Raw genomic sequence first — 16,186 nt, forward strand, 5'->3', positions numbered from 1 at the left:
TCATCTCCACCTAAATTTCATAGAAATTATAGGTGGAGAATTCTTTGTTATTTTAGTTAAAATGTTAAAATGAAACAGGAGGTCTTATTAATATGAAAAAACAAAATCCATGGATATATTTAAATGAAGAAGAAAAAAATCAAATTTTCAATTTTTCTGAAAGCTACAAAAAATTTATAAGTAAATTTAAAACAGAAAGAGAAGTTTTAGCCTATGCCCTAGATAAAGCAAAAAAATTGGGATTTATTAACGCTGAAGAGAAAAAAAATTTAATGCCAGGCGATAAAATTTTTTATACCTGTAGAGAAAAATCTGTTGCTTTTGCTATTATTGGCAAAAATCCTATTGAAGATGGAATGAATTTCATTGTTTCTCACACAGATTCACCAAGACTTGATGCAAAACCCTCACCAATCTCTGAAGAAAATGAACTTACATTTATTAAAACCAACTATTATGGGGGAATAAAAAAGTATCAATGGTTATCTACACCCCTTTCAATAAGAGGTGTGGTATTTTTAAAAAATGGAGAGAAGGTTGAAATCAACATTGGAGATAATGAAAACGATCCTGTATTTGTAATTCCCGACATTTTGCCCCATCTTGATAGAAAAATACAAAGAAATAAAAAATCAGATGAAATTATTGAGGGAGAAAATCTAAAAATTTTAATTGGAAGCCTACCAATCGAAACAAAAGAAAAAAATAAAGTTAAACTGGCAACTTTGCAACTAATAAAAGAAAAATACAAAATAGAAGAAGAGGATTTTGTATCATCAGAAATTGAAATAGTGCCTGCAGGAACAGCAAAAGACGTTGGATTTGACAAAGCCTTAATTGGCGCTTACGGACAAGATGACAAAATATGCGTTTACACCTCACTAGAATCTATATTTGATCTTGAAGAGACTCCAAACAAAACAGCTATTTGCTTTCTTGTAGATAAAGAAGAAATTGGTTCAACAGGTTCAACAGGACTAGACTCAAGATATCTTGAATACTTTGTTTCTGACATGATCTTTAAAATTAAAAAATCAGAATACAATAATATTCACGTCCAAAAAGCTTTGTGGAATTCAAAAAGCATTTCTGCTGATGTTTGTGCAGCAATAAACCCACTATTTAGTTCAGTTCATGACGAACAAAATGCTCCCAAACTTGGCTATGGAATACCTATAATGAAATACACAGGGCACGGTGGAAAAAGTATGGCCAGCGACGCTGATGCTGAACTTGTTTCTTACATTAGACAATTATTAAATAAAAACAATATAGCCTGGCAAGTAGCAACACTTGGAAAAGTAGAAGAAGGAGGGGGAGGAACTGTTGCCAAATTCTTAGCTAGCTATGGAATAAGAACAATAGACATGGGCCCAGCTGTTATAAGTATGCATTCTCCAATGGAAATAACTTCTAAATTTGATTTATACAATGCCTACTTAGCATATAAAGCTTTCTACAAGGAATAAAATTACTATGGTAGTAGATTTAGAAAAAACAAATAAAATCAAAGTAGCTGAGCATATTATAGAGTGCTTTGGGGGAATTAAAAACATAAAAAACATAAACAAAGACCTAACACGAATAAAAATTCTAGTAGACAGCAATTCTTTAGTCAAAAGAGACGATTTAACAAAAAATGACAACATAATAGGAACCATTAAATCTAATGAACTTACAGAAGTTGTTATGAATTTTGAAATAATCGAAGATGTTTATAATAAAATTTTATATATGATGAATGAGCAAAAACAATAAAGCCCCTGAGAGGGGGCTTTATTTTATTGTCTAGCATCTTTCATATACTCAATAACAGATTCAGGCGCCAACTCTTTATTCAAAATTTTATATATAATGCTTAACAAACTATTAGAATTTAGATCACGATTTAATTGTTTTAAAAGGGAAAAAATTGATTTAGCAGCCAAAACTCCCTCTGGTAAATATCCAATTTTTTCAATATTATTTATCAAATCATCTATGCTAAAAAAGCTTTCTAAAATGTTTTTGCTAACAATTTCATTTCCAAATCGTCTATTTCTTCCAAACATGCTTCTACAAGTAACATCTAAATCGCCAGAACCAGACAAAAATAAAAACGTTTCAATATTTCTTCCCCCAAGTTCCATTGCAATATCTTTTATATTATTTAAGGATATTGAAAATAAAAATGATTCTGTATTATTTCCTATTAAATTGGGATAATTCAATTTATAAGCATCCAAAATTCCAAATGCAATTGCAAACACATTTTTTAAAGCTGCTGCTATTTGCACCCCAAAAACATCATTACTATAAAATAAAGAAATTGGGGTTTTACTAAATAAATTAATAAATAAATATGCATTTTCTCTGTTATTGCTAGCCGCAACAAGCCCTGTTATCACACCAAGCCCAACTTCCTCAGCATGACTTGGCCCAACAATATAAGTAATTTCATCTTTATATCCCTTCATAACTCTCTCAGCAGCTTCAATAACTGTTTGAATTTTACCATCAAAAGTAATAAATCCTTTTGTAAGTATTGCTAGCTTTGGCTTTATCCCTAAAGAATGTAAAAATTGATCCAATTTTTTTAAAATGTCAACAGTAAAAGGAGATGGTGTTGCAATGAAAATATAATCAGACATTGTTACAACTTCAAGCAAATCTGAACTTGCAACTAAATTTTTTGGCAATTTAATTTCCTTTAAATATTTAACATTTACATTGTCATTATTAATACCATTCTTAACATCTTCTTCAAAGGCCCATAAAAAAATATTAAAATCAAATTTATCTGCTAAAGACTTTGCAATAGCTGTTCCCCAAGCACCTGCTCCTATTACTGATATTTTCATAAATACTCCCTATAACCTTATAAAAACTCATATTTTATTGTTTCATCTAAATAGATTTTTATTTTACCAGAATTTTCAATTTTCTTAAAAAGAATTTCATCTATTAAAAGCTTTCCCAATTCTTTGAATATAAATTTTCTAACACTTTTTAAGCTGTAACCCTTACCATAGATCTTTTCTCGAATATAATCAACAACACTTTTTTCAAAAAAAAGATCAAATTTCCTATCTCTTAATATCCTTGCAAAACGATTAAGTTCATTAAAAATGATTTTTTCAAAATCTAACTCATCAATAGATTTAAATACAAACACATGATCTATTAACTCTAAAAATTCATTAGGCAATCTCTTCTCTAATATAAAGTTAAAATCATTTTCCCCTGCCATTTTATTTTTAAAGCCAATACTATTAAGCTCCTTGACCTCAGCATTAATACTTATTACTATTAAACTTTCTGATAAACTTACCTTTTTTCCAAGACCATCAAAAAGTTTACCTGTTTTAAACCCCTCTAAAAAAAAATCCAAAACCCTTTTATTACATTTATCAAAATCTGATAAAAAAATAATAGAATTGGAAGATTTGTTCAAAAATTTAAAAAATCCAGTAGATTCATAATACCCCTCATTACTTAAAACAGGCCCAATCAATCTATCAAGAGAATTAAAATCACTATACACACCCATGTTAAGACTAAATTTCGGAATTTTAAACTCTTGTGATAAAATATCCGTCAATTTGCATTTTCCTGATCCAGAAGCACCAACAAAGGCAAATATGCCGATAGTACTTCTGTTAGCAAGTAAATTGAATTTTAATAATTTAATATTTAATATCAAATCAAATACCAAGTTATCGTGTATAATAAGTTCTTTTTTTATTCTATTTTCTAAATTAATCAACAATTCGCTATCATACTCTTCAAAATTAAAAATATTAGAACCAACAATGGATTTAATCAGATCACAAACATCGTCTTTTGTTATGACCCTTTTTATGTTTTCAAGTCTAAATTTAGAGCCCAATTCATCTAAAATATCAAAAGCTTTGTCTGGAAGAAATCTATCTTTAATATATTTTTGAGACATGAGAATGCAAGCTTGTATTGCTTCGTCTGTATATTCCACATTATGATATCTCTCATAATCTTTTTTAATTTCCTGCAAAATATTATAAGTGTCTTCAAAATTGGGCTCTTTGAGCTCTATGCTCTGAAACCTTCTCATTAAAGCCTTATCTTTTAAAAAAAATTTTCTATATTCATATTCTGTAGTGGCCCCAATAAATTTAATTTTTCCCAAAGTGAGAATGGGCTTCAACAAATTGGAAATATCCATACTACCAAATGAAGTAGCTCCTGCCCCTACTATCATATGGATTTCGTCAATAAAAAGCACAACTTTTTTTCTTGAGTTTAAAAAATCCAAAACCCTATTCACTCTACTCTCAAGATCTCCCCTATATTTAGTACCTGAAACAAGCCTACCAATATCAAGAGAATAGATTTCATACCCTATTAAATCCTTTGGAACATTTTCTACTTTTATTTTATATGCAAGACCTTGGATTAATACTGTTTTCCCAACACCAGGTTCTCCAAATAAAATAGGATTACTTTTATGCTTTCTAAGTATCACCTGGATTAGTCGAGATAATTCTCGATTTCTACCAATTAAAGGATTATATTTTAAATCTAAAGCATCAATAACGTTTGTTAAAAAATTACCAATAGAATCTTTACCATCTAAGAAAATATTATTTTGATCCAACTTATCACGCTTATCATCAAAAATATGAAAACCTCCTTTTATTTTTGGCGTATTATTATGAATATACTGTGCAATTAATTCACTGTCGCCTGAGGCAGATTTAGTATTTACAGCCAAATAATCATGAACTTCAATAAGTTTGTCAAAAATAGTCAAATTAAAACCTGAACTAAGAAGCGAATCTAAAATACTATTTTTTCTTTTTTTGACAAGCACCCACAATAAATCTTTTTCTTGTATTTTATAGGGTTTTTTATAAAAAAAAAGAGCACTAATTATATCGTCATACAAATAATCTATACTAGAAACATAGTCTGGAATATAATTGCTTCTTAAGGGAAGTTTACTAAAAAATTCTTTTAATTGTTTATTGAGTTTACAAAAGTCAATTGCACACAAATTAAGCAGCTCTTTAACTTTATCGCTTTTAACAAGCCCATAAAAAATGTGCTCTTCTGTAAACACAAGATGCTTAGACTCCATGAAAAACAAAAAAGTGTTGAAAAACAAACAATTTAAAGCTCTTCTATCATACATTCAAAATCAACTATAAAACAATTCGTAAAAATTTTTTTTTACCTAATCTTAATTCAACTTCATTGTTATTAAAATCCTTTTTAGTAAGAAGGTGGCTCTGATTTTCTACCCTTTTGCCATTAATATAAACACCCCCAGAATTAATTAGTCTTCTACCTTCTGATTTGCTAGGCACAATTTTGGAATCTAGCATCAAATCAACTAACAACACCTCTTCTTCTGGATTAGAAAAGCCAAATTTAAAAAATGGAATATTACTTCTATCTCCACTTCCCCTAAATGCAGCAAAAGATGCTTCTTGAACTTTCAAAGCTTTCGCTTCTCCGTGAACAATTTTAGTTATCTCAAAAGCTAAAATATCTTTAGCTTTATTTAAAGCATTTCCCTTAAAATTTGAAATTAATTCAATTTCATCTTTTTCTAAAAAGGTAAAAAGATATAAAAAAGCTTTCACATCAAAATCTGAAGTATTTCTAAAATACTGATAAAAATCATAAATACTATAAAGATTAGAATCAAGATAAACAGCACCTTTTTCTGATTTACCCATCTTTTTTCCATCACTTCTTGTAATTAGTGGAAACGTGAGCCCAAAAGTTTCCGATCCATTTTTTTTTCTAATTAGATCAACCCCTGAAATAATATTCCCCCATTGATCATCACCACCAATTTGAAGTCTACAATTTTTAATTTTATTAAGCATATAATAATCATAAGACTGTAAAAGTTGATAATTAAACTCAATAAATGAAAGTCCAAAATCTAACCTTCTTTTATAAGTTTCAAAGCTTAACATACGATTAACAGAAAAATGCATGCCAATATCTCTTAAAAATTCAATATAATTGAGATTATCTAACCAATTTGAATTATGAATAAAACATTCTGAAGCAAACTTGGTTATTCTTTGAAGTTGATTTTTTATCAACATGGCATTATTGCTAATCTCTTCTGAAGATAAAATTTTTCTCATCCCACTTTTTCCAGAAGGATCGCCTATTTTTGCCGTAGAATCTCCGATCAAAACAATTGGCATGTGACCATGTTGCCCAAGGTGCATCATTGCTAAAAAGGGAATCAAATGACCAATATGAAGAGAACTAGATGTTGCATCAACTCCTACATAAAAAACTATTTTTTCTCTATCCATTAAATCACTTAAAACTTCTAAAGATGTACATTGCTTTAAAAATCCACGTTCATATAAAAGACTTAATGCAAAATTCATTTATTAAAATCCTCTTTATAATTTAAAATCTCTGTTTTAATGTATGAATATAAATCATTGATAAAAATTCTCTTCTGAGTCATACTATTTCTTTCCCTAACAGTAACTGTCTCATCTTCAATAGTATTGTAGTCTATCGTTACGCAATAAGGAGTCCCTATTTCGTCTTGGCGTCTATACCTTTTGCCTATTGTTCCACTATCATCATAAAATACATGAAAATCATCGCAAAGCTCCATATAAATCCTTCTGGCAACCTCAATAAGCTCAACCTTTTTGACAAGAGGAAATATAGCAATCTTGTAAGGAGCCAACTTGGGGTGTAAGCGTAAAACAATACGCTTATCTCCATCTGAGAGCTCTTCTTCAGAATAAGCATCACACAGGGTCATTAAAACAGACCTTGTAAGACCAGCAGAAGTTTCAATAACATAAGGCACATATTTCTCTTTTGTTAACGAATCATGATACTCAAATATCTTGGGCTTATTAGAAAATTTAGCGTGCTGAGTTAAATCATAATTGCCTCTATTGTGAATGCCTTCTACTTCCTGAAATCCAAACGGAAATTCATACTCAATATCAAATGCAGCTTTTGCATAATGAGCAAGCTGTGTTGAATCATGAGCCTTAAATCTTAATTTATCAGGCCTGATTTTAAGAGTTTCTGTAAAAAAATTCATTCTATTTTGCTGCCAATAACAAAACCACTCGTCTATTTGTTTGGGATGAACAAAAAACTGCATTTCCATTTGCTCAAACTCACAAGTTCTAAATATAAAATTTTTAGTAACTATCTCATTTCTAAACGCTTTACCTACCTGAGCAATCCCGAAAGGGATCTTAAGCCTTGAAGAATCCAAAACATTTCTAAAATTAACAAAAATTCCTTGTGCGGTCTCAGGTCTTAAATAAACCTCACTAGAACTGTCCTCCACTACTCCAATATGGGTCTTAAACATCAAATTAAAACTTCTTGGAAAAGTAAAATTATTCCCAACTTTACAATTCGGACAATTTTTTGACAAATCAACAAAATCAGCTCTAAATCTACTTTTACAATCTTTGCAATCAACCATAGAATCCGAAAAACCATCAACGTGACCTGATGCTCTCCAAATTTCGGGGCGCATGAAAATAGCACTATCTAAACCCACAATATTTTCATGCAAGTACACCATGCTCTTCCACCACTCCTTCTTTATATTTTTTTTAAGCTCAACTCCCAAAGGACCATAGTCCCAAGCTCCTGAAAGGCCTCCATAAACTTCTGAGGACTGGAATGCAAACCCTTTTCTTTTTGCAAGAGAAATAATATCTTCCATTCTAACCATAAAAATATCCTTAATAGCTATTCATTTATTTTTAAAAATTCCTGTGCTAATTTTATTCTTTCAAAAACTTTAGACTTGCCTATCAATTTTAAAGAATCAAAAAGCGGTGGAGAGACTTTGCTGCCAAGCGCTGCAATTCTAACAGGAAGAAGAATTTCTCCCAATTTAAAACCATTACTCTTGGCAAATTCATAAAAAATTTTATCATTTTCCTCTGATGATCTTTTTTCAAATCCTTCTAAAATAGGCTTTATTAATTCTAAAATAGAACAAACCTCTTTGGCTGTTTTTTTTCTGCTTAGAAACTCATCTAAATTCCAAGATTTAATATCCTCATAAAAAAATTTAGTCATATTTAAAGCATCGCTTAATTTTTTAATTCTACTCTTTATAAGAGAAATTAATAACTTTAATTGTTGATTCTCTTCTAAAGTGCTAGGCTTAGAAACATACCCTTTTTTTTGGAAAAAAGGGAGTAAAAGATTAAACAAATCTTCATCTTTTTTTTCTCTAATATAGTAGCTATTGAAAAAATCTAACTTATGATAATCAAAAACAGCAGGAGATTTATTGATCTTTTCAATTGAAAAAAATTGCTCAAGATCATTTTTTGAAAAAAATTCTCTCTTATCATCGTAAGACCAACCAAGCAAAGTAACATAATTAATAATAGCTTCAGGAAGATATCCATCTTCAATAAACTGTCTTAAAGCTGTTGAACCATGTCTTTTGCTTAATTTTTGACCATCATTTCCCATAACCATTGGAAGGTGGCAATAAATAGGAGGTTTCCATTTAAAAGCCTTATAAAGAAGCACATGCAATGGACCTGAAGAAACCCATTCTTGAGCCCTTAATACATGGGTAATTTTCATTAAATAATCATCAACAACATTGGCAAGATGATAAGTCGGCAATCCATCTGACTTTAGAATTACAGGATCAGGACTAATGTCTTTATTTGACCATGTAATTTTTCCAAGCAAAATATCATCAAAGCTAGTATCTCCTTCTAAAGGAATTTTAAATCTGACAACGGGCTTGATTTTTTGAATTAGCGCATTTTCAACTTCCTCATTACTTAAATTCCTACAATGCCTATCATATCCAGGTGGCATCTTATTAATATTTTGAATTTTCTTAATCCTTTCAAGCCTTTCAGGACTACAATAACAATAATAAGCATGCCCAGATTCAATTAAATATTTAGCATACTGCTTATATATTGCACTTCTTTGAGACTGAACATACGGTGCATAATCACCTCCTACAACAGGGCCCTCATCAAAAGAAATACCAAGCCATTTAAGACTTAAATAAAGATCATTTTCAGCTTCTGAAGAATACCTGCTCTGATCTGTATCCTCAATCCTGAGCAAAAATTTACCTCCACAAGACTTTGCAAAAAAATAATTAAACAAAGCTGTTCTAATCCCACCAATATGTTGCAAGCCTGTTGGAGAAGGTGCATAACGAACCCTTATACTCAAAACAAAACTCCTTTAATAAAAAACATCTTTTTTAGAAAAATCATAAATATAATAAAAAACAACAAAAAATAAATTCGAACCAAGTAGCCTTGTATGTTTAGAATCTATTCTGTTTTTAAATTTATAGTATCGATTTCTAATCTCAATTTTTTTTCTTTCAAGCAAATCAAAAGATGTTTTTGATTTTCGCAATAAATAATAGAAATAAATAGTAAAAATATCATTTTTTAAAAAAAACTTATCTAAAAAATTTACCAACTCTTTTAGCTTTGAGTGCTCTTCAAATGACAACATACTAAGAGCCTCACAATATTTCACCCACTTATTTACACTGTACTTGTAATTTAAAATTAAACTAGAAGCCTTTTCTTTTTCTCTAAAACTAATAAGAACAGAATAAAGCTCTATTATTGTCTTATGCCTTAATTTGGTATCTTTTAAATAAAAATAAAGCTCATCAAGGCTTTTTTTATCTTGTTTTATTAAAATAAATCTAAGAAGAATAGATATTTCAAAAACACTTTTAAGCTTTTTACGAACCATTTTAAGCTTCAAAAAAGTAAATGTATCTTCCATCCCATTTAAAATAAAATACAATCTTGGAAAAAAATATTGGGAATAAATAACATTAAAAACAATCACTAACAAAAAATAGATTACAATAAATTGATAATTAAACAAAATGAAGCTTAATTTCATTTGAAATCTTAAAATTGCCAGAAAATAAATAAATAATCCAAGAAAAATAACATTAAAACCTAAGCGAATTTTTTCTACCATAAAAATCTCTTAAAAAAAGCTTAATTCAAAAATTGAGATATAATAAATACATTATACTAATAGATAGACAATTAATAAATAATATGATATACATGGTTAATAGGGCTTAATTTCAAGGGAATAAATGCAAAATTCTGAAAGCATTATCAAAAATATAAAAAATTCATCATATTTAATAGACAAGGAATTTTTAGTTTGGCCTGAGAATGCATTTATTGGAGACAAAAACATTGAACTTATTGAAAAATGGAACTTAAAGCCATACATTAAAGAAAGAAAAAATTTTTTCAGTGACGATTCTGTTAAAAAAGAATATGAAGAAATACACAAAAAATTCAACGAAGAGGCTATTTCTAGTTATCATGTAATAATAAGTAATTTAGAAGAAATTTATGAAAATTGCAAAAGAAATAAAAAAATATATTACCAAGATATTCTGCCCACTGTAAAAAAAGTAATGGAATTTTACAAGAAACAGAAAAAATTTTTTATCAAATATTTTAGAATTCCCAAGCTTTCTGCAAACTATCACATTATTCACTCAGTAAATACAGCTATCCTAACAGTAGCCCTTGGCAATGAAATGGGATTAAATAACTATAAAACAGTAGAACTTTGTAGTATTGCTCTTTTACATAAAATAGGATTTTTATTTATTCCACCAAAAATCAGCGAAAAAAAAGAAGCATTAACTGCAGAAGAACTAGAAATAATAAAAAAATATCCCATAATAAGCTATAAAATAGCTTCAACAAGTAACTTATCACGATCAATATGTTTGACGCTTCTAACACATAAAGAAAATCTAGACGGAACTGGCTATCCCAAGGGCTTAACAAGTGAAAATATCAGCATAGAATCAAATATAATAGGCGCCAGCAGCGCCTATTCTGCTATCATTTTAGATAAGACATACAAAAAATCTTTTAATTCTGGAGCATCTATTATTGAATTAATCAAAGATGCCGACAAAAAATTTGACAAAAGAGTCTTAAAGTTAATAATCAATGCAATATCTTCTTGTCCTTTAGACTTTATTGTAGAACTTAATGACAATTCTATAGCAAAAATAGTAGACATAGATGATTCTAACCCCAATTTCCCATACATCCACTACATAATAAAAAATGGAAAAGTTGTAGACAAAAATGAACAATCTAATGTTCAGTCCATACCAAATACAAATACGGGAATAAAAAAAATACTCAATCAAAATGAAATAGAGCTAATTAAAAATAAATATTCTTTAATAAATATTATATAATACACTTAAAAGGAGAAAAAGCATGATTTTGATAATAGCAGCCATGCAAGAAGAATCAGAAGAAATAAATAAAATACTTGATAACAAAGAAGAAATTGTATTAAACGACTACTTAGAAAATAAAAAGATTTATAAAGGAAAAATTTTAGGAAAAGATGTAATATCTTTAACTACAGGAATTGGAAAAGTTAACGCAGCAACTTGGAGTAGTCAAATTATCTCTAAGTATAAAATTACTCACATAATAAACTCTGGAAGTTCTGGGGGGATAAAAGAAAACTCCAACCTTAAAATATCAGATATCATAGTATCCTCAGAAATAGCATACTATGACTTTGACTTAACCAAGTTTGGACACAAAATAGGACAAGTCCCTAATTTGCCACAAAAGTTTAAAGCAGATGAAGAGCTAGTGAAAAAAGTAGTCAATATTATTGACAACAAACTTTTAAACATTGATATCCACATTGGCTTAATACTAACAGGAGATCAATTTGTTGAAAATGAAAAAAATCTTACAACAATTAAAAAAAATTTCAAAGATGCTTTAGCTGTAGATATGGAAGGAGCTGCAATAGCTCAAGTAGCACACATATTTAAAATACCATTCATAATAATCCGTTCAATTTCTGATCTACCAAACAATAAAAACAACCATATAGACTTTAATAAATTTTTAAAAACATCATCAATAAATTCAAGCAAAATGACAAAGGAACTTATTAGGCTAATATGAATAAAATAATAGCGGCTAACCAAACTTTAACTTCTGAGGCTGTATCTGAAGGACATCCAGATAAAATTGCAGATCAAATCTCTGATGCCATCCTTGATGAAATACTAAAAGAAGATAAAAATGCAAAAGTAGCTTGCGAAGTTATAGTTGCACAAAATTTAGTAGTAATAGCGGGAGAAATAAATAGTCCTGTAAAAAGAAACATAGATATAAAAGAAATTGCTAAGAATATCATCAAAGATATAGGCTACACAAATATTGCTTATGGACTTGATTACAAAACAATAACAGTAATAGACGCTGTTGGCAATCAATCACGTGACATTATAAACGCAATTGAAAAAAAGGGGTCCAATGCCCTTGGAGCAGGTGATCAAGGAATCATATTTGGATATGCCTGCGATGAAACAAAAAATTTTTTGCCCGCTCCTTATGAACTAGCCAATTCAATTCTAAAAAAAGCTAGCAATCTTAGAAAATCAGGAGCAATAAAATGGTTAAGACCCGACTCAAAATCTCAAGTTACTATAGAATACGATAAAAACAGGAAACCTGTAAAAATAAAAAACATTATAGTATCTCATCAACATCATCCAAACATCTCCCAAAAACTAATACACCAAACAATAATTGAAGAAATTATCAAGCCCACTATTCAAGACAAATCAATGCTTGATGAAAATACTACTTATTGCATTAATCCTTCTGGAAATTTTGTAATTGGGGGAACTACCGGGGATACTGGTCTTACAGGAAGAAAAATTATTGCTGATAGTTATGGAGGATTTGCAAGACACGGAGGAGGAGCATACAGCGGAAAAGATGCCACAAAAGTAGATAGATCAGCTGCCTACATGGCAAGATATATCGCAAAAAATATGGTGGCAGCCGGAATTTCTAAAGAATTTGAACTACAGCTCGCATATGCAATTGGAATTGAAAACCCAATATCTATTCAAATAACTTCAGGAATAAATGATCCTCAATATGCAAACAAAATATTAAATTTTATTGTTAATAACTTCGATTTAACTCCCAATGGTATAATTGAAAAATTAAAGCTAAAACAACCCATATATCTTAAAACTTGTACCTATGGTCATTTTGGAAAAAATGAATTTGAATGGGAAAAATTAGATTTTGTAAAAAAAATACAAACAGTGCTAAAAAAATGAAAAAAATAACAAGTTTTACAATAGATCATACAAAACTAAACCCTGGCATATATGTCTCAAGAAAAGATACCTTTGAAAATGTAATATTTACTACAATAGACATTAGGATCAAAGCTCCCAACATCGAACCAATAATTGAAAACGCAGCAATACATACAATAGAGCACATAGGAGCTACTTTGCTTAGAAATAATGAAGTTTGGGCCGAAAAAATAGTATATTTTGGTCCTATGGGATGCAGGACTGGATTTTACTTAATAATTTTTGGAGATTATGAAAGTAAAGATCTTATTGATCTAGTATCATGGATTTTTTCCGAAATTGTAAATTTTTCAGAACCTATTCCAGGCGCAAGTGATAAGGAATGCGGAAATTACAAAGAACATAACCTTGATATGGCTAAATATGAATCTTCTAAATACTTACAAACATTAAACAATATTAAAGAAGAAAATTTAAAATATCCTTAAGCTTATAAAATTTACAAAATAGAAAGTATTTCGCTTTCATTTTTTGTTGCTACATCATACTGAAAAATAAATCCTAATGTTATTTTATGCATTTGATTTAAAAGCAAAGGTTTGTTGTAAAAAATTGGAGAAACTGTATATTCCAAAAAAATAAAATCCATAGTAATTCTAGCTCCAATGTCTATTCCCAAAACAAAATTATCCAATAATACCCAATCACTTGAATCTATAAAACAAACTTTTGCACCAATGTATGAAAATTTTAAACCTGTAAAAAAGATTAAACTAAACATTGGAGTATAAGGTAAAAAGAAATAATTACCATACATTCTCATTGAGAATGTAACATCTTTTATTATGAAATAATTTAGAGACTGCTTCAAATATACTTGATCATCCAACATAAATATAATCTCATTGGTGTAAGCAGTATGGTCGGGTAAAAATTTAATATCTAAATTAAATTCTCCGCCAAATGCTAAATTTTGAGAAACATTAACACCAAATCCACTGAAAAATTGATACTTAAGTCTTTCATAAAAGAATAAATCTTGAGTAAAATTATCAACGCCAACCCCAACTCCGCTGTATACATTAAGATAACCAGGAATTCCTGAATAAATCCTTAATGTACTGAGCATAAAAACAAAAAAAAATAAAAAGTTTCTTCTCATAAAGAATCCTTTTTAGCAAAATAAAGTTAAATATTCATACTTATTTGCATAGACAATTCTTTAAATTTTTCAACTTCAAGATTAAGTTTAGGGCCTCTCCTAAAACCAAAAACATCGTTTTTAAATCTTGGAATTACATGAAAATGAGTATGAAAAACTTCTTGCCCTGCTCCAACCCCCAAAGCAGAATAAATATTTATTCCACCATAAATGCTTAAATTTATTCTCTTTAAAGCATTTGAAATTTTTTTACATACCCTTAAAACTCTCTCATTAAATTTATCATCCATGTTCAATAAATTATCACTATGTTCTTTAGGAATAACAAGAGTATGCCCAACAGTTAAAGGATTAATATCTAAAAATGCTAAAACTAAATCGTCCTCATAAACTTTATAACTAGGAAGCTCTTTGTTTACTATTTTACAAAAAATACAATCATACATTAAAATATCCTATTATAAAAAATAATAATCAACATATTTAAATAAAATTTAAACAGCATAACTAACTAAAACCCATTTTGCTATATTAAAATAAGCTATTAAAGTAATAGCATCTGCAATCGTAGTAATTAAAGGGCCTGCCATAAGTGCTGGATCCAGCTTTAAAATTTTAGCAACAATGGGCAAAAGACCTCCCAATATCTTTGCTACTGTTAAACTTACCATCAAACAAGATGAAACTACAAAAGCTATTTTTAGCTTATCAGAATGGTGTGGAGCTACAAAAAATACAATTCTTAAAAAATTAACACTAGCAAGAATTGCTCCCACTAGAATACTAACACATATTTCCTTTAAAAACACTTTAAAAAAATCTTTTACCTTGACAGTACCAAGAGCAAGCTCACGAATTATTAATGCAGACGCCTGAGAGCCAGCATTGCCTGAAGTATCCATTAAAAGGGGAATAAAACTAGCTAAAACCACTAAAGACAACATTAAATTTTGATAATTTGAAATGATTGTAGCTGTAAAAGTAGAAGACACCATGAGAACTAAAAGCCAAATTATCCTATTTTTTGTCATAACTAAAATAGAAGTATCAAGATAAGAGGTATCTAAAGGTTTAACAGCTGCAATCATTTGAAAATCTTCAGTATTTACAGATTGAATAACCTCTAAAATGTCATCAATAATAATAACCCCTATCATTCTCCCTTCATTATCAACAACGGGAACACTGGTAATATCATGTTTCTGAAAAAGAAGTGCAACATCTTCCTTTTCATCATTGACTCCCACAATATAAAACCCGCTACTTCTCATTATTGACGAGAGAATAACATCATCTTTAGCCAATATCAAATCTTCAATTTTTATAACTCCTTTTAAATGCTTTTCATCATCTGTAATATAATAAGTATAAATATCTTCTTTGGTTTTAGCTACCCTTCTAATATAATCAAGAGCTTTACCAACTGTGAAATGTTCTTTAAGCTCAACATACTCAATTGTTACGATCGAACCTGCAGAGTCATCACTGTAAGACAAAAATTTATTAATAATTTCTCTATTTTCTTCTGTAGAACTTGCCAAAAATCTTTGAACAACATTTGCAGGGACCTCTTCTAAAAGGTCAATAACATCATCAAGATTCAGTTCATCAATCATTTCACTTATTTCTTTATTAGTAAAAGAATTTGCTAATTTATTTTTTGTAGATTGGTCAAAATTAGAAAAAGTTTCAACTGCTATTTTTTTGGGCAAAAATCTGTAGAGCAAAATCAATTCAGATCCATTAAGCCTTTTAAGAGCCTCAGCAATATCAAAGGAATCATGCTTTAAAAATTTTTCTTTAATTTTAGAATAGCTCTTCTCTTTAAGAAAAATTCTCAATTCATCGATATCTATCATTAAAAGGCCTCCAAAAATTTAAATTTT

15 protein-coding genes are annotated in these 16,186 nt (G+C 29.2%); 6 read left to right on the forward strand and 9 right to left on the reverse strand.

Features of this window, described 5'->3' with window-relative positions; genetic code table 11:
- Positions 1-92: 92 nt before the first annotated feature.
- On the forward strand, positions 93-1,469 hold the full coding sequence (locus LRB30_RS00005) for an aminopeptidase (protein WP_231014165.1): 1,377 nt from the start codon (positions 93-95) through the stop codon (positions 1,467-1,469).
- 7 nt (positions 1,470-1,476) lie between these two features.
- A complete protein-coding gene (locus LRB30_RS00010) occupies positions 1,477-1,758 on the forward strand; it encodes a PTS transporter subunit EIIB (protein WP_231014166.1) in 282 nt (93 codons plus the stop codon).
- A gap of 23 nt (positions 1,759-1,781) precedes the next feature.
- Here LRB30_RS00010 and LRB30_RS00015 read toward each other — a convergent pair whose 3' ends face one another.
- From LRB30_RS00015 to LRB30_RS00040, 6 genes are read right to left on the reverse strand one after another with little or no spacing between them, the layout of a single operon-like run.
- Complete coding sequence (locus tag LRB30_RS00015) at positions 1,782-2,840, reverse strand: NAD(P)H-dependent glycerol-3-phosphate dehydrogenase (RefSeq protein WP_231014167.1); 1,059 nt, start codon at positions 2,838-2,840, stop codon at positions 1,782-1,784.
- Positions 2,841-2,857: 17 nt separating this feature from the next.
- Entirely contained in the window at positions 2,858-5,149 is a 2,292-nt protein-coding gene (locus tag LRB30_RS00020) for an AAA family ATPase (RefSeq protein ID WP_231018587.1), read from the reverse strand.
- A 10-nt stretch (positions 5,150-5,159) separates the two neighbouring features.
- Positions 5,160-6,377, reverse strand: coding sequence for a tyrosine--tRNA ligase (tyrS, locus tag LRB30_RS00025; RefSeq protein WP_231018588.1), 1,218 nt, complete (start codon positions 6,375-6,377; stop codon positions 5,160-5,162).
- Complete coding sequence (locus LRB30_RS00030) at positions 6,374-7,711, reverse strand: glycine--tRNA ligase (RefSeq protein ID WP_231014171.1); 1,338 nt, start codon at positions 7,709-7,711, stop codon at positions 6,374-6,376. The genes tyrS and LRB30_RS00030 overlap by 4 nt, the downstream gene beginning before the upstream one ends.
- Before the next feature lie 17 nt (positions 7,712-7,728).
- Positions 7,729-9,201: a glutamate--tRNA ligase gene (gltX, locus tag LRB30_RS00035; protein ID WP_231014172.1), complete on the reverse strand. Its 1,473-nt coding sequence runs from the start codon at positions 9,199-9,201 to the stop codon at positions 7,729-7,731.
- A gap of 12 nt (positions 9,202-9,213) precedes the next feature.
- Entirely contained in the window at positions 9,214-9,981 is a 768-nt protein-coding gene (locus tag LRB30_RS00040) for a hypothetical protein (protein WP_231018589.1), read from the reverse strand.
- A gap of 124 nt (positions 9,982-10,105) precedes the next feature.
- Here LRB30_RS00040 and pdeB point away from each other — a divergent pair, with 124 nt between their 5' ends.
- From pdeB to LRB30_RS00060, 4 genes are read left to right on the forward strand one after another with little or no spacing between them, the layout of a single operon-like run.
- Entirely contained in the window at positions 10,106-11,245 is a 1,140-nt protein-coding gene (gene pdeB / locus LRB30_RS00045; RefSeq protein ID WP_231013688.1) for a cyclic di-GMP phosphodiesterase PdeB, read from the forward strand.
- A 22-nt stretch (positions 11,246-11,267) separates the two neighbouring features.
- Entirely contained in the window at positions 11,268-11,981 is a 714-nt protein-coding gene (locus tag LRB30_RS00050) for a 5'-methylthioadenosine/adenosylhomocysteine nucleosidase (RefSeq protein ID WP_231013687.1), read from the forward strand.
- Entirely contained in the window at positions 11,978-13,156 is a 1,179-nt protein-coding gene (metK, locus tag LRB30_RS00055) for a methionine adenosyltransferase (protein ID WP_231013684.1), read from the forward strand. The genes LRB30_RS00050 and metK overlap by 4 nt, the downstream gene beginning before the upstream one ends.
- The gene (locus LRB30_RS00060; protein WP_231013683.1) at positions 13,153-13,626 is read left to right on the forward strand and encodes an S-ribosylhomocysteine lyase; all 474 of its coding nucleotides are present in this window, start codon (positions 13,153-13,155) and stop codon (positions 13,624-13,626) included. The genes metK and LRB30_RS00060 overlap by 4 nt, the downstream gene beginning before the upstream one ends.
- Positions 13,627-13,637: 11 nt before the next feature.
- Here the strand turns inward: LRB30_RS00060 and LRB30_RS00065 are convergent, their stop codons facing one another.
- From LRB30_RS00065 to mgtE, 3 genes are read right to left on the reverse strand one after another with little or no spacing between them, the layout of a single operon-like run.
- Positions 13,638-14,300 (reverse strand): hypothetical protein, encoded by a 663-nt coding sequence (locus LRB30_RS00065; RefSeq protein WP_231018590.1) that lies wholly within the window; start codon positions 14,298-14,300, stop codon positions 13,638-13,640.
- A gap of 26 nt (positions 14,301-14,326) precedes the next feature.
- On the reverse strand, positions 14,327-14,746 hold the full coding sequence (locus LRB30_RS00070; protein ID WP_231013680.1) for an HIT family protein: 420 nt from the start codon (positions 14,744-14,746) through the stop codon (positions 14,327-14,329).
- Between the two features lie 48 nt (positions 14,747-14,794).
- A complete protein-coding gene (gene mgtE / locus LRB30_RS00075; RefSeq protein WP_231013678.1) occupies positions 14,795-16,159 on the reverse strand; it encodes a magnesium transporter in 1,365 nt (454 codons plus the stop codon).
- Positions 16,160-16,186: the final 27 nt, after the last annotated feature.

The sequence above is a fragment of the Borreliella americana genome (assembly GCF_021043605.1).
GTDB classification, from domain to species: Bacteria; Spirochaetota; Spirochaetia; order Borreliales; family Borreliaceae; genus Borreliella; species Borreliella americana.